Source organism: Nocardia sp. NPDC051756, assembly GCF_040681495.1.
Lineage (GTDB): Bacteria > Actinomycetota > Actinomycetes > Mycobacteriales > Mycobacteriaceae > Nocardia.
On sequence record NZ_JBFAYV010000002.1, the window covers coordinates 244,341 to 268,031 of the forward strand.

At 67.5% G+C, this 23,691-nt stretch carries 23 protein-coding genes; 12 read left to right on the forward strand and 11 right to left on the reverse strand.

The genetic code is table 11. The features are described from left to right. The first annotated feature begins 13 nt into the window (after positions 1-13). The 4 genes from AB0M22_RS07125 to AB0M22_RS07140 all read left to right on the forward strand — a co-directional run bounded on the left by AB0M22_RS07125 (position 14) and on the right by AB0M22_RS07140 (position 3,103). Complete coding sequence (locus AB0M22_RS07125) at positions 14-526, forward strand: hypothetical protein (RefSeq protein ID WP_364722143.1); 513 nt, start codon at positions 14-16, stop codon at positions 524-526. Between the two features lie 26 nt (positions 527-552). Further along, positions 553-1,725 carry a hypothetical protein gene (locus AB0M22_RS07130; protein WP_364722145.1) on the forward strand — a complete coding sequence of 391 codons (1,173 nt, stop codon included), beginning with the start codon at positions 553-555 and terminating at the stop codon, positions 1,723-1,725. 232 nt (positions 1,726-1,957) lie between these two features. Continuing rightward, positions 1,958-2,644 (forward strand): hypothetical protein, encoded by a 687-nt coding sequence (locus AB0M22_RS07135; protein WP_150402363.1) that lies wholly within the window; start codon positions 1,958-1,960, stop codon positions 2,642-2,644. 159 nt (positions 2,645-2,803) lie between these two features. Then, complete coding sequence (locus AB0M22_RS07140; RefSeq protein WP_364722148.1) at positions 2,804-3,103, forward strand: hypothetical protein; 300 nt, start codon at positions 2,804-2,806, stop codon at positions 3,101-3,103. A 10-nt stretch (positions 3,104-3,113) separates the two neighbouring features. Here AB0M22_RS07140 and AB0M22_RS07145 read toward each other — a convergent pair whose 3' ends face one another. Further along, complete coding sequence (locus AB0M22_RS07145) at positions 3,114-3,740, reverse strand: TetR/AcrR family transcriptional regulator (RefSeq protein ID WP_364723986.1); 627 nt, start codon at positions 3,738-3,740, stop codon at positions 3,114-3,116. Between the two features lie 74 nt (positions 3,741-3,814). Between AB0M22_RS07145 and AB0M22_RS07150 the strand changes: the two genes are divergently transcribed. From AB0M22_RS07150 to AB0M22_RS07175, 6 genes are all read left to right on the forward strand, one after another. Continuing rightward, positions 3,815-5,350, forward strand: coding sequence for an NAD(P)/FAD-dependent oxidoreductase (locus AB0M22_RS07150; protein WP_364722150.1), 1,536 nt, complete (start codon positions 3,815-3,817; stop codon positions 5,348-5,350). Beyond that, on the forward strand, positions 5,347-6,177 hold the full coding sequence (locus tag AB0M22_RS07155) for an SDR family NAD(P)-dependent oxidoreductase (protein WP_364722152.1): 831 nt from the start codon (positions 5,347-5,349) through the stop codon (positions 6,175-6,177). Before AB0M22_RS07150 ends, AB0M22_RS07155 begins: the two co-directional genes overlap by 4 nt. Before the next feature lie 17 nt (positions 6,178-6,194). Beyond that, entirely contained in the window at positions 6,195-7,109 is a 915-nt protein-coding gene (locus AB0M22_RS07160) for an alpha/beta hydrolase (RefSeq protein WP_364722154.1), read from the forward strand. Positions 7,110-7,227: 118 nt separating this feature from the next. Beyond that, complete coding sequence (locus AB0M22_RS07165) at positions 7,228-9,021, forward strand: long-chain fatty acid--CoA ligase (RefSeq protein ID WP_364722156.1); 1,794 nt, start codon at positions 7,228-7,230, stop codon at positions 9,019-9,021. 124 nt (positions 9,022-9,145) lie between these two features. Next, on the forward strand, positions 9,146-9,802 hold the full coding sequence (locus AB0M22_RS07170) for a hypothetical protein (RefSeq protein ID WP_364722158.1): 657 nt from the start codon (positions 9,146-9,148) through the stop codon (positions 9,800-9,802). 68 nt (positions 9,803-9,870) lie between these two features. Beyond that, positions 9,871-11,643: a molybdopterin-dependent oxidoreductase gene (locus AB0M22_RS07175; RefSeq protein WP_364722160.1), complete on the forward strand. Its 1,773-nt coding sequence runs from the start codon at positions 9,871-9,873 to the stop codon at positions 11,641-11,643. A gap of 55 nt (positions 11,644-11,698) precedes the next feature. Here AB0M22_RS07175 and AB0M22_RS07180 read toward each other — a convergent pair whose 3' ends face one another. From AB0M22_RS07180 to AB0M22_RS07205, 6 genes are all read right to left on the reverse strand, one after another. Next, a complete protein-coding gene (locus tag AB0M22_RS07180; protein ID WP_364722163.1) occupies positions 11,699-13,180 on the reverse strand; it encodes a DHA2 family efflux MFS transporter permease subunit in 1,482 nt (493 codons plus the stop codon). Beyond that, the gene (locus AB0M22_RS07185) at positions 13,177-13,941 is read right to left on the reverse strand and encodes a PadR family transcriptional regulator (protein ID WP_364722165.1); all 765 of its coding nucleotides are present in this window, start codon (positions 13,939-13,941) and stop codon (positions 13,177-13,179) included. Before AB0M22_RS07185 ends, AB0M22_RS07180 begins: the two co-directional genes overlap by 4 nt. Positions 13,942-14,182: 241 nt before the next feature. After that, the gene (locus AB0M22_RS07190) at positions 14,183-14,899 is read right to left on the reverse strand and encodes an ABC transporter permease (RefSeq protein WP_364722167.1); all 717 of its coding nucleotides are present in this window, start codon (positions 14,897-14,899) and stop codon (positions 14,183-14,185) included. After that, on the reverse strand, positions 14,896-15,564 hold the full coding sequence (locus tag AB0M22_RS07195) for an ABC transporter permease (RefSeq protein WP_364722169.1): 669 nt from the start codon (positions 15,562-15,564) through the stop codon (positions 14,896-14,898). Before AB0M22_RS07195 ends, AB0M22_RS07190 begins: the two co-directional genes overlap by 4 nt. Continuing rightward, a complete protein-coding gene (locus AB0M22_RS07200; protein WP_364722171.1) occupies positions 15,561-16,724 on the reverse strand; it encodes an ATP-binding cassette domain-containing protein in 1,164 nt (387 codons plus the stop codon). Before AB0M22_RS07200 ends, AB0M22_RS07195 begins: the two co-directional genes overlap by 4 nt. A gap of 10 nt (positions 16,725-16,734) precedes the next feature. Further along, complete coding sequence (locus tag AB0M22_RS07205) at positions 16,735-17,622, reverse strand: ABC transporter substrate-binding protein (RefSeq protein WP_364723989.1); 888 nt, start codon at positions 17,620-17,622, stop codon at positions 16,735-16,737. Positions 17,623-17,866: 244 nt separating this feature from the next. Between AB0M22_RS07205 and AB0M22_RS07210 the strand changes: the two genes are divergently transcribed. Together AB0M22_RS07210 and AB0M22_RS07215 are read left to right on the forward strand one after the other, a co-directional pair. After that, positions 17,867-18,760, forward strand: a complete 894-nt coding sequence (locus AB0M22_RS07210; protein WP_364722173.1) for a glycine betaine ABC transporter substrate-binding protein — start codon at positions 17,867-17,869, stop codon at positions 18,758-18,760. A gap of 41 nt (positions 18,761-18,801) precedes the next feature. Further along, complete coding sequence (locus tag AB0M22_RS07215; RefSeq protein WP_364722175.1) at positions 18,802-19,023, forward strand: hypothetical protein; 222 nt, start codon at positions 18,802-18,804, stop codon at positions 19,021-19,023. A gap of 9 nt (positions 19,024-19,032) precedes the next feature. Here the strand turns inward: AB0M22_RS07215 and AB0M22_RS07220 are convergent, their stop codons facing one another. The 4 genes from AB0M22_RS07220 to AB0M22_RS07235 all read right to left on the reverse strand — a co-directional run bounded on the left by AB0M22_RS07220 (position 19,033) and on the right by AB0M22_RS07235 (position 23,649). Then, the gene (locus AB0M22_RS07220; RefSeq protein WP_364722177.1) at positions 19,033-20,220 is read right to left on the reverse strand and encodes an NADP-dependent malic enzyme; all 1,188 of its coding nucleotides are present in this window, start codon (positions 20,218-20,220) and stop codon (positions 19,033-19,035) included. 448 nt (positions 20,221-20,668) lie between these two features. Beyond that, entirely contained in the window at positions 20,669-22,435 is a 1,767-nt protein-coding gene (locus tag AB0M22_RS07225; protein WP_364722179.1) for an FAD-binding protein, read from the reverse strand. 96 nt (positions 22,436-22,531) lie between these two features. Next, a complete protein-coding gene (locus AB0M22_RS07230; protein WP_364722181.1) occupies positions 22,532-22,798 on the reverse strand; it encodes a hypothetical protein in 267 nt (88 codons plus the stop codon). Continuing rightward, the gene (locus tag AB0M22_RS07235; RefSeq protein WP_364722183.1) at positions 22,795-23,649 is read right to left on the reverse strand and encodes a PHP domain-containing protein; all 855 of its coding nucleotides are present in this window, start codon (positions 23,647-23,649) and stop codon (positions 22,795-22,797) included. Before AB0M22_RS07235 ends, AB0M22_RS07230 begins: the two co-directional genes overlap by 4 nt. Between the last annotated feature and the right edge of the window lie 42 nt (positions 23,650-23,691).

Below are 23,691 nucleotides of genomic sequence, written 5' to 3' on the forward strand. Positions count from 1 at the left end.
TGAACGGACCCGAATGAATAGGGAGATCACAGAATACGAGAACCGGTGGCTGCTGAGACCTTTGCAAGGCAGCAGTGTTACTCATATCGAGTGGCGCTCGGATGTCTTCGAGCTCTCGATGGATTCGCCGTTTCGGATAGTCGCAGGCTACGGGGCCGAGCTGTCTCCCCGCTCATTGTCCCCGGATGATCCCGACCGACATGCGATCACTCATTGGCCGACCACCGAGGTCGAGCGAATACTTTCGGCGCCGATAGTGGCCGCGGTACTGTTCAAGTCCGGCAGTCTCCGGCTCGGATTCCGAAACGGGTGGAATATGTTTGTGTCAGATCGACACCCAGAGGTCCCCGCCGAACTGTTCTTCGGCGAGAACCTGCTGTGGAATCGATCAGGAATAGTGGATCAGACAGAATATCCAGTTGTGCAGGTAGATCCGTGGACCGGAAAACCGATCACAGCACCCCCGTGGCCATCTCGCCCGGACGACCTCGACATCAACTACGACTCGGACGACATCAACGACTGATGGCTTCGGTTTGCAAGGATGTCACGGTGCATCTGTTGTGGCGGGTGGCCGTAGTTGCCGCCGTACTCACCCTGACCGCCTGTTCGTCAGAGGATTCGCAGCGGCAGGTGGAAGCTTCGGCGGCGGCCACTACGACCGGCAATCAGCCCGTGGACCGGCAGCGCATCGGTGCGCTTGCAGAGGGGGCACGGATGGCGGAAGCGATTGCGTTGCCGGCCGAAGTGGATCCGTCACTTGTCTATCCGGGCGAGTCCGGGGTTTTGACCAGAGCGATGCTGCTGGTCAGTGTCGGGCACAACGGTGCAATCCGAGATGCGGCGACGAAGAACGGGCTGTTGACCGGATTCGTCACCTCGAGCTCGGACGCGTCTGGCAGCTCGTTCGAAAAGGTTGTGACACAAGGCATCATGCGGTTTCCGGACCGTGCGACGGCGACCCGCGCCGCCGATGACCTCGCCGACGCGGCATTGACGTCGCGGGGCATGCTGGAAACGGACTCGCGCCGAGCAGTCACACTTCCCGAAGCCTCCGATACTCGGTTCAGCCTGTACGACATCCACAACGCTTCGGACAGGGGCGACTGCGTCGACAGTACGGCCTTCACGCCGCATGACAGGTTCGTCATCTTCACTCGCGTTTCCGCGAAGACCGAGGCACAAGCGGCAGCGGCGACTATACGAGCCGCCGAATTGCAACGCCCACTGCTCGATTCATTCGCTCCCACCGACGATGCGAAGGTTGCTGATCTATCCGCCGACCCCGAGGGGATGTACGCGCTCTCCGTCGGAAACGACTCCGGGGAATCCGGCAGTTACGGACCCCGTGGTGCCGCCCTTTTCGCGTTCGACCAGCTTGCCGCGCTGAAGTTGTTTCAGGATGCTGGGATGACGGCCGCGGGCGTTCGAGGTACCTACGCCTACCGCACGCGTGATCCCGAAGCGGCACAACAGCTCGCGCAGGCATTGGCGGATTCTGCGGTGCGCTATCGCAGGATTCGAGACGACCGCCTCCTTCCCGCCGCAAGCCCGCCCGAGGTAGCGGCCGCCCGCTGCTGGTCAATCATCAACGCCGGCAGCAGCAACAGCTGGCACTGCGTGGTTCCACAAGGCCGCTACGTCGGTGAAATTTGGGCCGGTAGCGCGGCCGAGGCGCACGACCTGACGACAAAACAACAGCGCGCATTCGCCGCAGCCCGATAGCCACGGACAACTCCGCCGGGGATGCCGCCTGCAGCGATTCCACCGGCAGGCCGATGAGGTGAATGACTCGGGATAAAAGGCCCATTTTGCGGCTCGATGTGGCGCTCGTCACATTAGTTCAGCTTCTCGGGGATCGTCGGATATGAATATCCCTGTCGATCAATATCAACGCTTCGATTCGTCTGGGGGACAAGGCGTTCCATAGCGGTCGGGGGCGGGAGAGAAAGCCTAAATGTTCCAAAAGACTGTCATGCGCGCAGGCCGCCAGATCCTCACGGTGGTTCTGCCTTTCGCGGTAGTGGCCAGCCTCGCCAACGCGGGCACCGCGTCCGCGACCGAACTCGCGGACCAGCAGGCTCGGTGGGCCGACAGCCTGTCGGCGGCGGGTGCCGAGCAGGGCGTCGAATACAAGACCACCACGTCGGCGGACCTGAAGTCCGTCTCCACGGTGCTGAACAGTGGCAAGTTCACCCTGACCGCGGATTCGTCGGCGGTGCAGGTGGAATCCGCCACCGGCGCGAAGGTCACCGAGTTCCCGATGTCGATGAAGTCGGCCGCGGGCAACACGATCGCGCTGGCTCCGCAGATTTCCCCGGACGGGAAGACCCTGGTCGTCACCCCGCAGGTGACCACGGAAATCGCCGGTGAACTGAAGAACGTCGCCGCAGGCGAACTGAAGCCCATCGCGACCAATCCGGACGCACAGAATCACGACCCGGTGGCCAACGGCCTCGCGGCCGGCGCCATGACGGGCCTCGGCGTCGCCGCCGTCCTGTGCATCCCCGCCATCCTGGTCTTCATCGTCGGCTACTTCGCCTGCATCATCGCCAGCGGCATCAGCTACGTCGTGTTCGCCGCGGTGATCGGCGCCATCCTGGGCGCGGTCGCACCGCAGATCATCCCGCAGGTTCTGCCCTGATAACCAACTGACCGGGGCGATTACCGGTCAGTAAAGAGCCCGCCCTCATCGAAACCGATGAGGGCGGGCCTTTTTTCGTCAGGTGAAAAATGACATGACCGAGTGCGGCGAGCAGCGGATACTCGGGAAATGCAGGGATTTCAGACCAACCCTGGCGGAATGACCGGGGTGGTGCGACTCGAGGACGACGCGGGAGTCTGCTGGGAGTTGACCAACTGGCGGATTTATTTGCGGGTAGTGCGCCGGCTGATCAAGGATCCGACGGTGTGCGTTGTACTCGCTACAGGCGGGGGCCTCTTTCCGGAGTTGGTGCCCGACACCGCACGAATGCCGCTGTGGGAGAAGATCAAACACAACTACACCGGGCCGGGCGGAAAGCGCAGCGGCGGTTATTTTCTGGCGCATCAATTTCGTACGCAAGACGACCGGCGGATGCTCTACATCGAAGAAAACTGCTGACCCGAAACCCTCAGCCGCGCAGAGCTTCGGCCAGCGCGGGGCTGAGCGCAAGCGCCGGTAGGGATTCGACGAGCAGCTCGATGAGTTGCTCACGGGCGATGGGCTTTTCGCTCATCCAGGTGAGGATTGTTTCCTCCACGAAGGCGATCCAGCCGCGCACCGCGAGTGACAGCCGGGGACGATCGGGGTCGTCCGGGGGAATCGGCACCTCGGTGAGCACGAGTTCGGCGATGGCACTGCGGGACTCGTTGACGTAAGTGACCATGCCGGGGTTGTAGCTGGAGGGTCCGCGCAATATCGCGTGATAAGCCGCGCGATTGTCTTCGACGTAGTCGACGTAGCGCTCGACCGAGTCGCGCAGCATGTCGAACAGACCGAGGCTGCGGTCCGGCGCGGTCGCGGTCAGGAACTCGGCGCTGACGTGCCGCGCGATCGCCTCGTGGAATTCGGCGACCGACGCGAAGTAGTGGAACAGCAGCCCGCGCGAGATGCCGGCCTCTTTGGCGATGTCGTCGACGGAGATGTCCTCGAGCGCGCGCTCGGCGAGCATCTCGGCCCCGAGGGTGATCAGTTGCAGGCGGCGTTCGTCCGGGCTGAGCCGGACACGCTTGGACTCTCCCGGACCGGAACGACTGATACTCACACCGACATCCTACTGAACGTGATTCAATACTATTGACTGATGCTCAATAAGTCTCTACGCTCGGGTACATGAGTCGCAAGGTTACAGACAAAGCTGTCGGCGACCGGCCGGTCCGCCGCGTCAAGACGATCATCATCGGCGGCGGATTCTCGGGCCTCGGTCTAGCCATTCGGCTCAGCCAGCAGGGTCGCAACGACTTCCTGGTGCTCGAGCGCGGCGGCGATGTGGGCGGCACCTGGCGCGACAACACCTACCCCGGCGCGGCCTGCGACGTCCCCTCGCACCTGTACTCGTACTCGTTCGCGCTGAACCCCGACTGGTCGCGCTCCTTCTCCCGCCAAGGCGAGATCCAGCAGTACATCCAGGGCGTGGCGAAGAAGTATCAGGTCTACGACAAGCACATCTTCGACTGCGACGTGACCAGCGCCCGCTGGAACAACGACACCGCCCGCTGGGAGGTCGAGTCGACCCAGGGCAGCTTCGTCGCCGAGACCGTGGTCTCCGCGGTCGGCGCGCTGTGCGAACCCGCGCTGCCGGATATCAAGGGCATCAACGACTTCCAAGGCGAGACGTTCCACTCCGCCCGCTGGAACCACGACGCCGACCTGGCCGGCAAGCGGGTCGCGATCATCGGCACCGGCGCCTCGTCCATCCAGATCGTGCCCGCGATCGCGGACAAGGTCGCCCACCTCGACGTCTACCAGCGCACCGCCCCCTGGCTACTCCCCCGCCTGGACCGCCCGTACACCAAGCTCGAGCGGCTCGCGTTCAAGCACGTCCCCGGCTTCCAGCGCCTGTCCCGCGCGGCCATCTACGCCGCCCGCGAGACCCAGGTGGTCGGCCTGGCCAAGCTGCCCGCGCTGATGGGCGCGTTCGAGCTGATCGCCAAGGCCAAGCTGCGCGCCGAGGTGCGCGATCCCGAGCTGCGCGCCAAGGTCACGCCGAACTTCCGCATCGGCTGCAAGCGCATGCTGATCTCGAACAACTACTACCCGGCGATCAGCCGGGACAACGTGGACGTGGTCACCGACGGCATCGCCGAGGTGCGGGCGAACTCGATCGTCACCCAGGACGGCACCGAGCGGGAGATCGACGCGCTCATCGTGGCGACCGGCTTCCACGTCACCGACTCGCCGACCTACGAGACCATCGCCGGCCGCGACGGCCGCACGCTGAGCGAGGTCTTCGACGAGATCGGCCAGCAGGCCTACAAGGGCGCGACCATCGCCAACTTCCCCAACATGTTCTTCCTGCTCGGCCCGAACGTGGGCCTCGGCCACACCTCGATGGTGTACATGATCGAATCGCAGCTGAACTACGTCGCCGACGCGCTCGCCACGGTGGACAAGCTCGGCTTGCAGACGGTCGAGGTGCGCCGCGATGTGCAGGACGAGTTCAACAAGGACCTGCAGCGCAAGCTGAGCAAGAGCGTCTGGCTCAACGGCGGCTGCGCCAGCTGGTACCTGGACAAGCACGGCAACAACACCACGTTGTGGCCCGACTTCACCTTCGAATTCCGTAGGCTCACCCGGTCCTTCGATGTGGACGCCTACCAAACCACCAACCAGTCCAAGGCCGACTTGAAAGTAGGGGCACCCCAGTGAGCAAAGACGCTTACTTCGAGAACAAAGTCTGTGTGATCACGGGAGCCGGCTCCGGCATCGGCCGCGCGCTCGCGGAGAACCTGGCCAAGCGCGGCGCGAAGCTGGCGCTGTCCGACATCGACACCGAGGGCCTGGCCGAGACCGTGCGCCGCTGCGAAGCACTGGGCGCCGAGGTCAAGTCCGACCGGATCAATGTCGCCGAGCGCGAGGCCGTGCTGCTCTACGCGGACGCGGTGAAGGCGCACTTCGGCAAGGTGCACCAGATCTACAACAACGCAGGCATCGCCTACCACGGCGACGTGATCAAGTCCGAGTTCAAGGACATCGAGCGGATCATGGACGTCGACTTCTGGGGCGTGGTGAACGGCACCAAGGCGTTCCTGCCGTTGCTGATCGAGTCCGGCGACGGGCACGTGGTCAACGTGTCCAGCCTGTTCGGCCTGATCGCGGTCCCCGGCCAAAGTGCTTACAACGCCGCCAAGTTCGCGGTGCGCGGGTTCACCGAGTCGCTGCGCCAGGAGATGCTGGTGGGCAAGCACAAGGTCAAGGTCACCTGCGTGCATCCCGGCGGCATCAAGACCGCCGTGGCGCGCAACGCCACCTGGGCCGAGGGCATCGACGGCAAGAAGGCCGCCTCGATGTTCGACGCGAAGCTGGCCATGCACACCCCGGAGATGGCCGCGCAGACCATCACCGAGGGCGTGCGCAAGGGCCACGGCCGGGTGCTGATCGGCTGGGAGGCCAAGCTGCTCGACGTGTTCGTCCGCGTCACCGCCTCCGGCTACCAGCGCATCGCCGCCGTCGTGAACCGTCCGTTCCTACCCTGATTCGAGTTCGAAATACCATGCGGGACATCAATCTTCCGCTGCCCGTCGCACGAGCGGTGCTGCGTCCGATCTTCCGCGCCACGCTGAACCAGCGGGCGCCGTGGCGGATGCAGCGCCTGCTGCTCGAAGTGGGCTCGGCAGCGCAACTGGTGCCCGCGGGCACCATCATCGATCAGATCCGGCTCGGTGGCAGGCCCGCCGAGAAGATCACCGCCACCAAGACGCCCCGGGGCGCGGTGCTCTATCTGCACGGCGGCGGTTACGCGGTCGGCTCGCCGGCCACGCACCGGTCGCTGGCCGCCCGGCTGGCGCACCAAACCGGTTCGACCGTCTACGTTCTCGACTATCGGCTGGCCCCGGAGCATCCGTTCCCCGCCGCGCTCGACGACGCCGAGGCGGCGTTCCTGGAGCTGGTGGAAAGCTCGGGCTACCTACCGGGCCAGATCGCGCTCTCCGGCGATTCCGCGGGCGGCGGCCTGTCCCTGGCCACCGCGCAGCGGCTGATCGCGCGGCACGGGCACACGCCAGCCGCGCTCGGCCTGATCGCGCCGTGGACCGACCCCAATCAGATTCCCGAACGCGACAGCGACCTGGTGATCAACCGCCGGTGGTCGCGCGCGTGCGCCGCCGCCTACCTCGGCGGCGGGGATTCCAGTGATCCTGGTTACGCGCCGCTCACCGGCGAATTGGTCGGCCTGCCGCCGACCTATGTGCAGGTCGATGTGAGCGAGCTGCTGCACGGGCAGTGCGGCGATCTGGTCGAGGCCCTGCGCAACGCGGGCGTGCCGGTCCGGTTCACCGAGAGCACGGGCCTGTGGCATGTCGCGCAACTGCAAGCCGCGCTGGTCGCCCCGGCCGCCGCGGTGCTGAGCGAACTGGCGGCGTTCCTGCGGGAAGCGATTCAGCCTGCCGAATTGCGGGACTTAGGATAACTACGACACGGGTCCGTACTCGGCGGTTACGCACGGATCCGTTTCTGGTGGTCGACCTCACGGCCCTGACCAAGGTGTCGTAGATTACTGGCGAGTAAACCCACGTGGAAGGGCACTGATGCGAGAGTTCGAAGTCCCGGCTTCCTACACCATTCCGGAAGACGCGAACAATTCCGACAACGTCTTCCGGCACGCCGAACAGTCGCCGGACGCGGTGCTGTTCAACGTGCCGAACGGGAGCGGTGGCTGGCAGGACGTGACGGCCGCGCAGTTCGCGAAGACCGTCACCGGAGTGGCCAAGGGACTGATCGCCTCGGGCATCGAGCTGGGCGACCGGGTCGCCATCATGGCCCCCACCCGCTACGAGTGGGCCGTGCTCGACTTCGCTATCTGGGCCGTCGGCGGCTGCACCGTCGCCATCTACGACAGCTCGGCCGCCGAGCAGGCCAAGTGGATCCTGCAGGACTCCTCGACCAAGCTGCTGATCGTCGACAGCGACAAGCACCGCGCGATCATCGATGAGATCGAGCCCGCGGCGCTGACCGAGCTGAAGGAGACGCTGCAGATCGACAAGGGCGTCGTCGACGAGCTGACCACCCGCGGCAAGGACCTGGACGACCAGGCCGTGCACGACCGGCGCAAGCAGGTGAACGCGGCCTCACCCGCCACCCTGATCTACACCTCCGGCACCACCGGGCGGCCCAAGGGCGTCATGCTCTCGCACGCCAACCTGTACGCCGAGTCCCGCTCGGACGGGATCGCGCTCGGCACGTTCATCCGGCCGGGCAAGCGGACGCTGATGTTCCTGCCGCTGGCGCACGTGTTCGCCCGCGCGGTCGCGCTGGTCGCGTTCGACGCCAAGGTGACCGTCGCGCACACCTCCGACTGGTCCACCCTGGTCGACCAGTTCGGCAGCTACAAGCCGCACTTCATCCTCTCGGTGCCGCGGGTGTTCGAGAAGGTGTTCAACAGCGCGAAGCAGAAGGCGCACGACGGCGGCAAGGGCAAGATCTTCGACGCGGCCGCGGAAACCGCCATCGCGTGGAGCGAGTCGCTGGACAACGGCGGGCCCGGCCTGGTGCTCAAGCTCAAGCACGCGCTGTTCGACAAGCTGGTCTACAGCAAGCTGCGCACCGCGCTCGGCGGGCAGTGCGAGGCCGCGGTCTCCGGCGGCGGACCGCTCGGCGCGCGCCTCGGCCACTTCTTCCGCGGCGTCGGCGTCACCATCTACGAGGGCTACGGGCTCACCGAGACCACCGCGGCGATCACCGTGAACACCCCGGAGAACATCCGGGTGGGTTCGGTCGGTCAGCCGATCGAGGGCCACGGCGCGAAGATCGCCGAGGACGGCGAGCTGCTGCTGCGCGGCTCGGTGGTGTTCGACGGCTACTGGGGCAACGAGGAAGCCACCAAGGAAGCCTTCCAGGACGGCTGGTTCAAGACCGGCGACCTCGGCGCCATCGACGCGGACGGGTTCATCACCATCACCGGCCGCAAGAAGGAACTCATCGTCACCGCGGGCGGCAAGAACGTCTCCCCCGCGCTGCTCGAGGATTCGTTGCGGGCCAACCCGCTGATCAGCCAGGTGATGGTGGTCGGCGACGGCCAGCCGTTCGTCGCCGCGCTGATCACCCTGGATCCGGAGGCACTGCCGGGCTGGAAGAAGAACCACAACCTGCCCGAGGACACCCCGATCGAGAAGCTGATCGAGAACCCGGAGCTGATCGCGGATGTCGATGCCGCGGTCGCCGAGACCAACAAGAAAGTCTCGCATGCCGAGGGCATCAAGAAGGTGCGCATCCTGCCGATCGACTGGACGCAGGAGACCGGGGAGCTCACCCCGAAGCTGTCGCTCAAGCGCGCGGTCGTGATGAAGCAGCACGCCGACGATGTGGCGAAGATCTACAGCTGACTTACCACCGACAGCGCCGTTCGCGAATTTCTTTCGCGGGCGGCGCTTTTCGGTTTTCCCGGACGAGTTGTCCTGGTTCGCGCTTCAATGGGGTGACACCGTCGAGGATCGGGAGCGTGCTGAGATGACTGACGGCGCAAGGAAATTGCTCGATGAGATCCAGGCGGAGCTGGCGCCGCGAGAGCCGGACAATCGGCTCGTTCCATTGATCGCCGCGGGCAAGGCGGCGCGGACGGTGTTCGCCGCGATCGCCACCGAGGAGTGGCGGATCACCGGGAGTGACTGGCGCAGTTTCCACGAGATGGCGGCGCGGGCGGCGGATACGCAGGCCCGCGCGTTCTTCGGCATGCTCGCGCCGGGTGAGCAGCAGGCGCAGGGAATGCTGGACGCGCTCTTCGCCGCGGCCGGCGCGGATCCGGGGACCGAGCTGCCGCGGGCGGGATGCCAGGCGTACCCGGCGTATGTGGCGTGGCTGGCGGTGAACGGTGAGTCGTCCTCGGTGGCCGCCGGGATCTACGCGAATTTCGCCACGTTCGGCGCGTACTGCCGCGACGTCGCCGCCGGCATGCGTGAGCATTACGGATTCGACGACGCGGCCTGCGCGTTCTTCGATTTCTACGCCACCGATGTGCCGGAGATCGAGCAGCAGGCGCTGCGGGCCATCCAGGCCGGGCTCGACTCCGGACGGCTCAAGCGCGACGAAGCGCACCTGTATGCCCGCCTCTTCCAGAGCTACGAGCTGATGTTCTGGAACACCCTCGCCGACGAGTTCGCCGGATAACCCGACCAGGGCCTTGCCGTCACCGAATGGTCACATTCCTGGGCCTTTCCCGCAGTACGCTCGGATTCATGGCCGATCTGCGATCGCGGGTGGCGGCTGGGATCGTCTCGGCAGCTGTGACGCTCGGCGTCGCGGAACTGCTTGCGGCGTTTTTCGGCCCCGACAGCGCGCCCCTCAACGCCCTCGGGGCGACCGTGGTGGACCACACGCCGGACGATGTGCGCGAATGGGCGATCAGTACGTTCGGTACGAGCGACAAGACCGTGCTGTATATCTGCATGGCGGTGGTCGCGGTGATCGTCGCCGGGCTGGCGGGGGCGCTCGAACGGACTTCGCGCACAGCGGGTTCGACGATTCTCGGAATCTTCGGCGTGGTAGCGACGATCGTCGCGGTCGGGCGGACCAGTCTGTCCGGCGCGCTGCCGACGATCGTCGGTGTGGTCGTGGGCATCTATGCACTGCGCGTGCTGACTCGTCGGATCGACGCGGTTGCCGAGGCTGCCGAGCGGGCCGACGAACAACATTCTGCGACTGCCGTCCACTCGGCGGGTGAAACCGAAAGCGCCAGACCGGAATCGGCGGCAGCACCGGAGACGCGCTCGCCAACCGCCGACAGTCCGGCCGAGTCGACAGTGCCAGCGGATAGGACCGCGCACGCAGGAGCAGCCGCTGCCTCCGGTGACACCGCCGACTCGACTACGGCGGGTAGGACCGGGCCTGCGGCGGTCATCGCTACCTCTGACTCCGCCAGAGCTGGGCGGGAAGTGGCGGCACCCGAACGACGCCGGGTGCTGCAAGGTCTGGCGGTAGTAGGCGGCCTCGCCATTGTCACCGGTGTCGGTGGCAAAGTGCTCGGGCTGCGACGACGAGACGTATCGGGCGAGCGGGCGGCGGTCGAATTGCCGCAGCCTGTCGCGCCCGAGGTGCCGATCGCGCCGGGCGCAGATCTCCGGGTGCCGGGGCTGACGCCTTACCTCACCTCCAACGCCGACTTCTATCGCATCGACACCGCGCTGATCGTGCCGCAGCTGTCCAAGGACGACTGGTCGTTGCGCATTCACGGCATGGTGGATCGCGAAATCCGGCTCAGCTGGGCGGATTTGGCGAACCGGCCGGTGATGGAGCGACTGGTGACCCTGGCCTGCGTGTCGAATCCGGTCGGCGGTGATCTGATCGGCAACGCCCGCTGGCTGGGCTATCGCCTGGACGAACTGCTGGCCGAGGCGGGTCCGCACCCCGACGCGGACATGGTGCTCTCGCACAGCATCGACGGCTTCACCGCGGGTAGCCCGCTGTCCGTGCTCACCGACGGCCGCGACGCCATGCTCGCGGTCGGCATGAACGGCGAACCGCTCCCCGTCGCGCACGGCTACCCCGCCCGGCTCGTGGTCCCCGGCCTCTACGGTTACGTCTCCGCCACCAAATGGGTGACCGAGCTGGAGGTCACCCGCTTCGACCGAGCCACCGCCTACTGGACCCGCCGCGGCTGGTCCGCCCTCGGCCCGATCAAGACCGGCACCCGCATCGACACCCCGCGCTCGCGCGGCCGAATCAAGCCGGGCCGCAACACCATCGCCGGCGTCGCCTGGGCGCAGCACCGCGGCATCCGCAGCGTCGAGGTCCAGATCGACAACGGCAACTGGCAACCCGCCCGCCTAGCCGACGAACAATCCCTCGACACCTGGCGCCAATGGACCTTCGACTGGGACGCCACCCCCGGCCCGCACACCCTCCGCGCCCGCAGCACCGACGGCCCCGGCAACCTGCAAACCGCCGACCGCGCCGACGTGGTCCCCGACGGCGCCACCGGCTACCCCTCCGTCACCATCCAGGTCGGCTGAGGACGGCACTGCGCCCCACGGACGAAGGTCCGTGGGGCGCAGTAGTTCTCGTTGATCAGACGGTCAGGGACTCTTCCTTGGTGAGCTTGTCCTTCGGTTCGGCCGGGGCGGGTTTGCCGTGGCGGATGAAGAGGGCGGAGGCGAGGACGCCGACGAGCAGGATGGCTGCGGGGAGCAGGGTGGACTGGCCGAGGGCGGTGCTGAACGCGTCCTTGACGAACTCCGGGATGGGGCCTTGGCCCGCACCGCCTTCGGCGACCTTGCCGCCGCCGAGTCCGTTGGCCGACATGCGGGACGCGATCAGGGCGCTGATCGCCGCGCTGCCGAGGACCGAGCCGACCTGACGGGTGGTGTTGTAGACGCCGGCACCGGCGCCGGCCTGCTGCACCGGCAGGTTGTGCGTCGCGGTGGTGGCGAGCGGACCCCAGATGCAGGAGTTCGCGAAGCCGGCCAGCGCGGCCGCCAGCAGGAACCACACGATGGACGAGTCCGGCGACATCAGCGCGGAGAAGCAGAAGATCGACGCCGAGAACAACGCGAAGCCGATGGTCGGCAGCAGCCGCGGGTGCAGGCGGTCGGAGATCTTGCCGATGAATGGCGCGAAGATGAAGGTGACGATGGCCATCGGCGCGAACACCAGGGCCGACTTGGTCGGCGACAGCTCACGCACGGCTTGCAGGTAGAAGTACGACGGCACCATGAACGCGGTGACCGTGGCGCCCATCGCGGCGATGGCCACGTTGGACAGCGCGAAGTTGCGCTCCTTGAACAACCCCAGCGGCAGCAGCGGTTCACCGGTGTTGCGCGCCTGGTTCACGAAGAACGCGGCGAGCACCAGCACACCCGCGCCGATGATCAACCAGATCCGCAGCGACCAGTCGTAGCTGTTGCCCTCCTGGATGCCGAACACCAGCGCGAACATGCCGACACCGCTGAGCAGCACGCCGGGGATGTCGAACTTGTGCCGGTTGGTCGGCAGCGCGGGCACCAGCCAGACGGCCAGCGCGAAGGCGACGATGCCGACCGGGACGTTGACGAAGAAGATCCACTTCCAGCTCAGGCCGTCGACCAGCACACCGCCGAGGATCGGCCCGACCAGCGTGGCCAGTCCGGCCACCGCACCCCACAGGCCCATGGCCGCGCCGCGCTTGTCCGGCGGGAAGGTGCGGGTGATCACCGCCATGGTCTGCGGCGTCATCAGCGCGGCGCCGATGCCCTGGGCGGCGCGCGCGGCGATCAGCATGCCGATGGTGCCGGACAGGCCGCACCACAGCGACGCGCCGGTGAACACGGCCAGACCGATGAGGTAGATGTTCTTGGGGCCGAAGCGATCTCCGAGCCTGCCGGTGACCAGCAGCGGCACCGCGTAGGCGAGCAGGTAGGCGCTGGTCACCCAGATCACCTTGGAGATGTCGGCGTGCAGGTCGGTCATGATCGCCGGGTTGGCCACCGCGACGATGGTCATGTCCAGCAGGATCATGAAGAAGCCGACGACCAGCGCGGTCAGCGCCAGCCACGGATTGCGTTGAGTGGTCATGGGTTCGGAGTTCCTATCTCGGATGTCCCCGAGGACGGGGGAACGGCGGCGGGTGCGTGCCATCCGGCGACATCGGGCTGGTGGCGTCCCAGCCGCCGGGTGTGCGGCGTCGGTGGCGGCTCGCTATGGTTCTCGCCGGTCCACGGGTGGTGATGCTTGGCGACCCTGGTTCCGGTGACCTGATCGAAGTCTTCCCATTGCAGGCCGCCATCCTCGAGCTCGCCGAGAAAGCCGGTGACCCAGGCGATCTCGGCGCCGATCATGGCGTGCAGATAGGGCAGGACGATGGTGTAGCGGCGGGGCACCTTGCGCTCGCCCGCCCAGTCGATCAGCAGCGCGACCTCGTTGTGTTCGGCGTGCAGATGCCCGATCCGCTCGCGCAGCAGCGCGAGCACGTCCTCCTTGGGCAGGTTGTGCGACTCGGCCAGCGCGACCGGGAAGATCGGGTACTCCGGCGCCGGGAACCGCAGGATCTCGGTGATCCTGGTGCGCAGCGCCGCGCGGCCGTGCTCGGTGATCCGGTAGGTGGTGCGCTCGGGGCGGTTGCCCTCCCGGTCGACCCCCTCGGCCTGCACCAATTCCTGCTCGGCCAGCCGCGCCACCGTGTGATACAGCGAGCCGGGGCGCACCTTGATCAGCGCGTCTTCGCGGCGGGCGATCAGCAGTTGGTACATCTCGTACGGATGCATGGGCTGCTCCTCGAGCAGCGCGAGCACAGCGATCGCCAGTGGCGTCACCGCCGGACGCGCCTGCTGCGCCATTTCCGTCACCTCCTGCACATCGCTCGCGCGGTCGTCGCACGAGCCGGAGATCGCCGACCCGCGAGGCGAACGTTAGCCCCGTCCTCCGACATGCTCCACACTTAATATTCCACGTGGAATATACGGCGCGGAGCAATGCGCTCGCAAGGTCGGCCGACCGGATCGAAAGGTGACTGTGCGCACAGAAAACCGGCCCCGACATCAGTCGGGGCCGGGGTGAGGCGGGGGTTGTTTCGGCAGGTCAGTCGGCTGACGACACGCTGAGGTCGGGCGCGACCGGCAGCGCTTCGGCGCGCCGGAGCCGTCCGGTGCCGGGCGTGCTGGCCCAGACCGCCAAGGCGAGCAAGCCGTCCAAAACCATGGCCAGCACGGCGACCAACAGCGCACCGACCAGAACGCGGTCGTACTTGTAGAGGCTGATTCCGTCGAAGATGTAGCGGCCGAGGCCGCCGAGGTTGACGTAGGCCGCGATGGTCGCGGTCGCGACTACTTGAAGGGTGGCCCCGCGCAGACCGGTGAGCAGGATGGGCAGCGCGTTGGGCACCTCGACCCGGAACAGGATCTGCGTTTCGGTCATGCCCATGGCGCGCGAGGCATCGACGACATCGGCTGGGACATTGGCGATTCCGGCATAGGCCCCGGCCAGCAGCGGCGGAATGCCCACGGTCACCAGGGCGAGCAGCGGCGGGATCAGGCCGAGCCCGAGGCCGAGCACCAGGAAGGTGAGCAGGCCGAGCGTCGGCAGCGCACGCATGGCGTTGGCGAAACCGACGAGCAGCGCGGCGCCACGCTTGGTGTGCCCGATGACCAGGCCGAGCGGCAGCGCGACCGCGGCGGAGATGACGATGGTGAGGAAGCTGTACCAGAGATGTTCGGCGATCCGGTGTTGGATGCCCGCGGGCCCGGACCAGTTCGCGCCGTCGGTGAGGTAGTGCCAGGCGTCGAGGAAAAGGTTCATGCGGCACCGCCTTTCGCCCGCGCGGCCCTGGCGTCGGCCCGCACCCACGGTGTCGACCAGCGGCCGAGCGCGTAGACGAGGCGGTCGAAAATCAAAGCGAGCGCGAGGATCACGATGATGCCGGCGATGATCTCGTCCGGATAGTCCCGCTGATAGCCCTGGGTGAACAGCTTGCCGACGCCGCCGACCCCGATCAGCGCGCCGACCGAGACCATGGCGATGTTGGTCACCACCACCACCCGCAGGCTGGACACGAAAACCGGGATGGCCAAGGGCATGTCGACGGTGAGCGTGCGCCGCAGCGAGCTGAACCCGACCGCGTCGGCGGCGTCGATCACCTCGGCGGACACCGAATCCAGCGCCGCGGGCACCGCGATCACCAGCAGCGCGGTCGAATACAGGGTCAGCGCGAGGATGACGTTCAACGGGTCGATCGTCGAGATCCCCACCAGCGGCGGGATGATCACGAACAGCGCCAGCGACGGAATGGTGTAGGCCAGGCTCGCCGTGGTCACGGTCACCCGGCGCAGCCAGGAGACCCGGCGCACGAACGCGCCCACCGGAATCGCGATGATCAACCCGAGCGCCAACGGCACCAGCGCCAGGTACAGATGGGTTTTGGTGAACCCCATGATCTCGGCAAAATTGTCGATCAGGTACCTCACGTCGGTCCCCCGCCGCTCACTTCCTGTTCGAAGAAGTGCCGGTTGCGTTCGGCGTCTTCGACGGAGCGCTGGTCGGCGAGCTGTTGCAGGATCTCGGTGGCCAGCACGCCGCCCCGGACGGCGCCCGAATCATCCACGGCGACACCGACTCCGGAGGGTGAGGAGATCGCGGCGTCGAGCGCCTGGCGCAGGTCGCCGGTGGGGGTGAACAGCGAGCCGCCCGCGGAGGTGCTGCCCGCCAGCGAATGTCCGCCGCGGACCGCCTCCACGCCGGTCACGTCGATCCAGCCGGACGGCTTGTGCTCCGCGTCGACGATCAGCACCCAGTCGCCGCGATCCAACCGCAGCGCCGGGATCTCCGCGGCGGTCGCGGTCCGGATCTCGTGCAGCGGAACGTCTTTCGCCGAACGGAAGGACAGCCCGCGATACCCGCGATCGCGCCCGACGAAATCGGCGACGAAGTCGGTGGCCGGTTGGGACAGCACATGATCGGGTGCGTCGTACTGCTGCAACACCCCGCCGCGGCCGAACACCGCGACCCGATCGCCGAGCGTGATCGCCTCATCGATGTCGTGCGTGACGAACACGATGGTCTTCTGCAATTCGGCTTGCAGCCTTTGCATTTCGCTCTGCAACTCGGCCCGCACCACCGGGTCGACGGCGCTGAACGGCTCGTCCATCAGCAGCACCGGCGGGTCCGCGGCCAGCGCCCTGGCCACCCCGACGCGCTGCTGCTGCCCGCCGGACAGCTGCGCCGGATACCGAGTGGCCAGTGCCCGATCCAGGCCCACCCGATCGAGCACCTCCAGCGCCGCCGCCCGGGCGGCCTTGCGCGAATCACCGCGCAGCACCGGCACGGTCGCCACATTGTCGACGACCGTGCGGTGCGGCAGCAGTCCCCCGCTCTGGATCACGTAACCGATACCGAGCCGCAGCTTTACCGGGTCGACCTTCGAAATGTCCTGTCCGGCAATGGTGATCGAGCCGGAGCTGGGCGTGATCATTCGGTTGATCATCCGCATCGAGGTGGTCTTACCGCAGCCGGACGGGCCGACGAACACGGTGAACGAGCCGGATTCGATGCGCAGATCGAGGTCGGTGACGGCCTTGGTGCCGTCCGGGTAGGTCTTACTGATACCGCGGAATTCGATATCGGACAACGGTTTTCCCCTAGCCGGTCGGTGTGTTCAGTCCCTGCGCGGCCACCCAGGCGACGGCCGCCGCCTTGGGCTCGGTCTTGCTGGAACCGGACACGGCCTCGTTCAGCTTGATCAGCTCCGCGGTGGTCAGCTTGGCCGAGGCGGCGTTCAGCACGGCCAGCGCCTTGTCCGTCTTCTTGGCCGAGTTGAGCAGCGGGACCACGTTCTGCGCGGGGAAGTTGTGCTTCGGATCCTCCAGCACCACAAGGTTGTTCTGCGTGATGGCGGGCGAGGTGGTGAAGATGTCGGCCGCGGTCACCTGGCCTTCGACCAGCGCGCGCACGGTGGCCGGGCCGCCGCCGTCGGCGATCGGCACGAAGTTGTTCGCGGCGATGTCCAGGTTGTAGTTCTTCTTCAGGCCGGGCAGGCCGCCCGCGCGCTCCTGGAATTCGGCAGGCGCACCGAATTTCACCTCGGCCGCGTGTGCGGCCAGGTCGGCGATGGTGCGCAGGTTCCAGCGCTCGGCGGTGGCCTTGGTGACCACGACGGCGTCGGAATCCTCACCCGGGGCCGGGGCGCCGATGGCGAGATCCGTGCCGAGCGCGGCGGCCAGCGCGCTGTTCACGTCTGCCGCGCTGGTCGCGGTCGCGTTCTTGTCCAGGTACTGCAGCAGGTTGCCGTTGTACTCGGGGATGACCGAGATCGCGCACGTGCGCACGGCCGGGACGTAGGCCTCCCGGCTGCCGATGTTCAGCTTGCTGTCGACCTTGAATCCGTTGACGCGCAACACTTCCGCGTATACTTCGGCTACCGTCTCGGATTCCGGGAAGTTCGCCGAACCGACGGTGAGCCCGTCGCCCTCGCAGCTGCCTTTGCTGGCCAGTGGGTCGGAGTTGCCGCCGCACGCGGACAGGATCATGGCGACGGCCAGCGCCGCGGCCGCGACGATGAACCGGGTGGCGCGCAGCGTGAGCCGCAGCGCCGACCGGCCATGCCGCGCCGCATGGGGGGTGATCGAGGTTTTCACTGAAGTCCTTCCGGCCTGACGGGCAGTGCGAGGTCCCGGGGCAACACAGCCACCGGTACATTCTGGGTGTCCATACTGCCCGCTTCAGGGTGTTCGTGTTAGCTCTGTCGGTCTCTCGGAGAGTTGGTGTCGCCGGATGGTGTTGCCCGCGTCGCTGCGGATGCTGGCTCGAGTACTGGTCGTCGCGACCGCCACACTGGCCGTATCCTGCGGTAACAGTGCGGACGGCGCGCGGATCACGGTCGGGGCGGGCGATTCGGTCGAGTCGAGCGTGCTCGCCGAAATTTATGCGGGCGCGCTGGCGCGGGCCGGCGCGCGCACGTCGGTCGCACCCCATCTCGGTAGTCGCGCCGACTATCTCGCGGCGTTGGATGACGGCCGGATCGATCTGATCGGTGAGCACAACGGCGCGCTGCTGGCGTATCTCGACCCCGAGAACGCCGAGCGCACGCCGGACAAGGTGCCTACCGCGTTGAGCACGTCGCTGCCCGAAGGCCTGGTGGTCAGCGATGCCGCCGACGGTACTGACCTGCGCCCGCGAGTCGTGCTCAGCGCCGAGACCGCGACCCACGACAACCTGCGCACCGTCGGTGATCTCGCGCCACGATGCGACGCGCTCACGGTCGGCGTGGCGCCCATCCCAAATCTGATCGCGCTGCCGCAGACGCTGGAACAGGTGGCGGGCTGCCATTTCGCGGCGACAGTGTCGTTCCCCGACGCCGCCGCACTGCGAAACGCCCTGCTGGACGGGCAGGTTCAGGCCGGTCTGCTGACCGGCCCACCCGCCGTCGTGCCCGGCTCGACCGACGGACTGACCATCCTGTCCGACGCTGACTACGCCATCCGCACCGAAAACGTACTACCCCTGTTCCGCAAGGGCATACTCGACGACCGCCAGCTCGAGAAGCTGAATTACGTTGCGGGCGAGCTCACCACCGACGACCTCGCGAAGCTGATCCGCGACGTCCGGGACAACGGCGCGAATCCCGCCGAGGTCGCGCGCAAGTGGCTCGACGACCACTCGCTGTAAACACCGCACGCTCGGCACCGGACCTGGCTAACGTCTGACCAGTGAGTATCAGGTTCATCGCCGGCTATGTGGCGCTCGTAGCGATATTGCTGTTCGCCTGGACGACCTATTCGGACAAGAATCCCGTGTTCGCGGCGGCGTTGGTCTTCGCGCTGTGCGCGATGATCGCCATGAACATCTGGATCCATCTGTCGCTGCGCAAGCACACCCCCACGCGAAAGGCGCCCCGTCCCGAGCGGGACAAGGCGCCTTCCAACGACTGAACCGACCTACTACGCAACGCCTTCGGCCCGCGCGGCGGCCGCGACGGCCTCGGCGACCGCCGGGGCGACCCGCGGGTCCAGCGGGCTGGGCACGATCTTCTCCGGGCCGAGCTCGTCGGCGACCACGCTGAGAATCGCGTCGGCGGCGGCGATCTTCATGCCTTCGGTGATCCGGCGGGCGCCGGCGTCGAGCGCGCCCTTGAACACGCCGGGGAAGGCGAGCACGTTGTTGATCTGGTTCGGGAAGTCGCTACGGCCGGTGGCGACGATCGCGGCGTACTTGCGCGCGACCTCGGGGTGGATCTCCGGGTCCGGGTTGGACATGGCGAACACGATCGACTCCGGCGCCATCGAGGCGATGAGCTCCTCGGCGATCAGGCCGGCGGACAGGCCGAGGAAGACATCGGCGCCGTTGAGCGCCTCCGCGGGGCCACCGACCAGCCCGCGCGGGTTGGTGCGGGTGGCCAGCTCGGCCTTCACGTCGTTGAGGTCGCCGCGCTCCCGGCTGATGATGCCCTTCGAGTCGAGCACGGTGACGTCCCGGACACCCGCGGCCAGCAGGATATTCGTGCACGCGACACCGGCCGCGCCCGCGCCGGACACGACGACCTTCATGCCGTCGATCGAGCGACCCTGCACCTTGGCCGCGCCGTTGAGCGCGGCGAGCACCACGATGGCGGTGCCGTGCTGGTCGTCGTGCATGACCGGGCAGTCGAGCGCCTCGATGAGTCGCTTCTCCACCTCGAAGCAGCGCGGCGCCGAGATGTCCTCCAGGTTGACCGCGCCGAAGCTCGGGCGCAGCCGGATGATGGTCTCGACGATCTCGTCGACGTCCTTGGTGTCCAACACGATCGGGATCGAGTTGAGCCCGGCGAACTTCTTGAACAGCGCGGCCTTGCCCTCCATCACGGGCAGCGAGGCGCGCGGGCCGATGTCGCCGAGGCCGAGCACGGCGGTGCCGTCGCTGACCACGACGACGAGGCGGTCGGTCCAGGTGTAGCGCTTGCAGAGCTCGACGTCTTGCGCGATCGCCCGGCTGACCTGAGCGACGCCCGGGGTGTAGGCGATCGACAGGTCGCGCTGGGTCTCCAGCGGCGAGCTGAGTTCTACCGAGAGCTTGCCTCCGAGATGCCCCGCGAAAATCTCGTCGTGGGTGATTTCGGAAAGACTTGCAGTGGCATTCGGTGCGTCAGTCACAGGTGACACGATTTCACTCCTGCTCGGGCCGGACAAACCGGGGGACGGTTACCGCCGGGTATATAGGTATAAGTGTTTTCATTACGCTCATCGAGTGCGCTGACCGGTACGTTTCGCGGTCGACGGCGGGTCATGAAAAAACCCGTAGCCGATTTCGCTGACGTGGCGCGGCACTGATCCGCGGAGCGGGAGCCGGACGGGTGGGTCCGGACAGAACATGCGGCGTGATCCTCGGGTCGCGACGGTGCGTCGCGAGGCGGAGATCTCCGTAACTCCAGTACCCGGCGGTGGCTTAGGTAAAGGAATCCGACATATTCTGCCAGCACGGTCCGCGACTTGCCAAACCGGTCGGGTTCCCGCTGTGTCGCGCGCCGGTATCCAGCCTAGAGCGGCGGAATTACCTGGCGGTAAGGGAAAACTCGCACGTGGCCGCGGCCGCGGTGAGTTGTCACAACGCGATCGGGTCGGCCGGTGTGAGGTGCGGGGCGGTGCCGTCCTCGTCCTCGGGCAGGATCGCCGGGGCGTCCGGGACGGCCGCGGAACGTGCGCTCAGCACACCCGGGTCGCGCAGGTGCGAGACGGCGGGGCCGCGCGCGTCGAGCACGAGGGTTTCGCGCCGGCCGCGCGGGAACGGTTCGCGGGCAGGGGCCACCGAAATCTCCGTTGCGCCGACCACGCCCGCGTCCAACGCCGCGATTTCCCGCGCGTCCGGGCGGACCCAGACGTTGTCCAGGCCCCCTGACATCAATCGCACCCGCCAGTCCGCCTCGGCACCAGGATGATCGGTGCGCCGATGCATGCCACGGCTCTCGGTGCGGGCCAGGGCGCTGTACTTCGTCCACCGCGCGACCGCCAGCAGCGCCGCGGCCTGCCTGGCCCGCAATCGGTCCAATCCGGTGCCGCCGAGGTCGAATTCGGCGCCCGGCCACATCGCGTCGAGTTCGCCGATGCTGTCGACCAGGCTGCCCGCGCTGCGCCAGTAGCTGCGCCGCAGCGGCAGCGTGTGTTCCTGCACGAGGCCGACCACGGCGCGCGGATCGATCCGCGCCACCGCGCTGAGTCCGGCGCCGGCCACCTCGCGGGTGGGACTGCGCCGGTCGGCCGTGCGCGCGTGCCTGGCCGCGCCGGTGCCCGCCCACACGCCGGACGCGATGGCCCACGCGCCGCCCTGACCGCCGAAGCCGCTGACCGCGCCGGTGATCGGCTCCCTGGTGGTCACGTCGCCCGCGCCGAACAATCCGCGAACCGTGGTCGCGCAATCCGGTCCGGCCAGGCGCAAACCGCCGGTGCCGCGCACGGTGCCTTCGAGCACGGCACGCAGCGGCACTCGTCCGGTGCGGTCGACCAGTCCCTGCTCGGTCAGCCAGCCGCGCATCGTGGCCGGCACGTCGTCGAGCGCGGCGAACACGCGGCGGCCGTCGGCGATAGCGGCGAACGCGGCGGCGCGGTGACCCTCCAGGATCGTGCCGGACTCGTCGTAGAGGGTGGCGAAATGCAATCCGAGGCCGGGCGCGGAGTGCAGCGGCGCGGCCGGGCGCGGCACATTCACCACGGGCGTCAGGCCATACGCGCTGGAGAATTCCATGCCCGACAGCTGTGCCCCCGCCTCCGCGGCGAACAGCAGTCCGTCACCGGTGTCCACATCGGTGCCCGCGCCGCCGGACAGGAACGCACAGCCGCCCGTGGCCACCACCACGGCGCCGGCCCGGACGGTCCACGCCTGGTACTGATTGTGCTGCTGCACGCCGGTCGCCCCGGCGACCTTGCCGTCGGGATCGATGAGCAGTTGCAGCGCCGGATGATGATCGAGGATCTGCACGCCCGCGTTCAGCACGCTGCGGCGCATCCGGCGCAGGTAGCTCGCGCCGTCGAGGTACACCCGCAGCGAGGAGCCGGGGCCCGCGCCGGGAAACCGATAGCCCCAGCGGGCCAGCTGTTCGACGCGCAGGTGCGTCTCCTCCAGCACCCGATGCATCCAGTCCGGGTCGCCGAGTCCGCCGCCGTGCGCGTAACCGCGGTGCACCGCCTCGTCCCTGGCCGGGCCGGGTGGGATGTTCCACAGCGAGGTGGTGCCGTGTGCGGTGGGGCCGCTGGTGCCGCATCTGGCCTTGTCGGCGAGCACCACCCTGGCCCCGGTAGCGGCGGCGGATACGGCGGCCCAGGTTCCGGCGGGCCCTCCGCCCAAAACCAGTACGTCCGTCTCGAGTTCCGCCACAAAGAGAAATGTTCGGCCACAATTCACGGAACCGCAACCATTAACGAAATATTTAGCGCTGCCGTATTCGATCCGTTGTCAGCGGAGTGCCCCCAATCAGCTCCACCACTGGGTCCAGAGCAATAATCCGGCGGCGACAAAAACAACCGCAGATCCGGAAAAGGCGGCGAAACCCCGACGCTTGTCCGAATAAATCTGTGCCGCAACGGCAATCACCGCGGACACCACGTGCCACGCCACCGATTCGGTGCCCGGCCCGGGGAACTCCCGCCGAGCCGCGACGACCGCGGTGCCGATGACGACGAGCGCCAGCGCCACCGTGCCCGCGGCGACGACGCCGCTGAAGCCGCGCACCAGTTTCACGAGACGATCACCGGCACGCCGGTCGCCTTGCCCGCCAGCACCTCGAATTGCGCGGGGTCGGTGGTGAACTGGCCGAGCTCGATGGTCTTGTTCGAGCCGTGGTAGTCCGACGAGCCGGTGGTGATCAGGCCGAGCTCGGCGGCCAAGTCGGCGAGCACGGCGCGATCGGCCGCCGAATGGTCCGGATGGTCGAGCTCCAGTCCGCCGAGGCCGAGGGTGGCCAGTTCGCGGATGTCGTCCAGGGCGAGCAGCCGGCCGCGCTTGCGGGCCCGCGCGTGCGCGACCACGCTGACCCCGCCCGCGGTGGCGATCATCTCGACCGCGCGACGCAGCGGCGTGTCCGCCTTCTCCGCGTAATAGGGACCGTGCGGCGCGAGCAATTCCTCGAACGCGGCATCGACACTCGGCACCACGCCCGCCGCGACGAGCGCCCTGGCCAGGTGCGGACGACCCGCGGACGGCCCGGCCGAGGCGAGCACCGCGTCGGGATCGATCGGCAGGCCATCGGCCACCATCCGATCGGCCATGGCCCGCACCCGCTGGATCCGTTCGGCGCGCAGCCGCTCACGTTCGTCGGCGAAGCTGCGGTCGGTCGGGTCGAACAGATAGGCCAGCAGGTGCACCGGCACCGGCCAGCCGTCCTCGCCCATGCCGATGCAGGACATCTCCATGCCGCGGACCAGCGTCAACCCCTTCGGCAGCGCGTCGACCGCCTCGGTCCAGCCGGACGTGGTGTCGTGATCGGTGATCGCGACGACGTCCAAGCCGGCGGCGGCCGCGTTCCGGACCAGTTCGGCCGGACTGTCGGTGCCGTCGGACGCGGTGGAGTGGGTATGCAAGTCGATGCGCACGCCCTCAGTCTTACAGTGCGTGTGCCAGGAACCGCACCTCGC

Bases quoted from the DNA above. Each gene is read 5' to 3' on its own strand.
- AB0M22_RS07125 (WP_364722143.1), top strand. From the start codon at position 14: ATGAATAGGGAGATCACAGAATACGAGAACCGGTGGCTGCTGAGACCT.
- AB0M22_RS07135 (WP_150402363.1), top strand. From the start codon at position 1,958: ATGTTCCAAAAGACTGTCATGCGCGCAGGCCGCCAGATCCTCACGGTG.
- AB0M22_RS07140 (WP_364722148.1), top strand. From the start codon at position 2,804: ATGACCGGGGTGGTGCGACTCGAGGACGACGCGGGAGTCTGCTGGGAG.
- AB0M22_RS07150 (WP_364722150.1), top strand. From the start codon at position 3,815: ATGAGTCGCAAGGTTACAGACAAAGCTGTCGGCGACCGGCCGGTCCGC.
- AB0M22_RS07160 (WP_364722154.1), top strand. From the start codon at position 6,195: ATGCGGGACATCAATCTTCCGCTGCCCGTCGCACGAGCGGTGCTGCGT.
- AB0M22_RS07165 (WP_364722156.1), top strand. From the start codon at position 7,228: ATGCGAGAGTTCGAAGTCCCGGCTTCCTACACCATTCCGGAAGACGCG.
- AB0M22_RS07170 (WP_364722158.1), top strand. From the start codon at position 9,146: ATGACTGACGGCGCAAGGAAATTGCTCGATGAGATCCAGGCGGAGCTG.
- AB0M22_RS07175 (WP_364722160.1), top strand. From the start codon at position 9,871: ATGGCCGATCTGCGATCGCGGGTGGCGGCTGGGATCGTCTCGGCAGCT.
- AB0M22_RS07180 (WP_364722163.1), bottom strand. From the start codon at position 13,180: ATGACCACTCAACGCAATCCGTGGCTGGCGCTGACCGCGCTGGTCGTC.
- AB0M22_RS07185 (WP_364722165.1), bottom strand. From the start codon at position 13,941: ATGGCGCAGCAGGCGCGTCCGGCGGTGACGCCACTGGCGATCGCTGTG.
- AB0M22_RS07190 (WP_364722167.1), bottom strand. From the start codon at position 14,899: ATGAACCTTTTCCTCGACGCCTGGCACTACCTCACCGACGGCGCGAAC.
- AB0M22_RS07205 (WP_364723989.1), bottom strand. From the start codon at position 17,622: ATGATCCTGTCCGCGTGCGGCGGCAACTCCGACCCACTGGCCAGCAAA.
- AB0M22_RS07210 (WP_364722173.1), top strand. From the start codon at position 17,867: ATGGTGTTGCCCGCGTCGCTGCGGATGCTGGCTCGAGTACTGGTCGTC.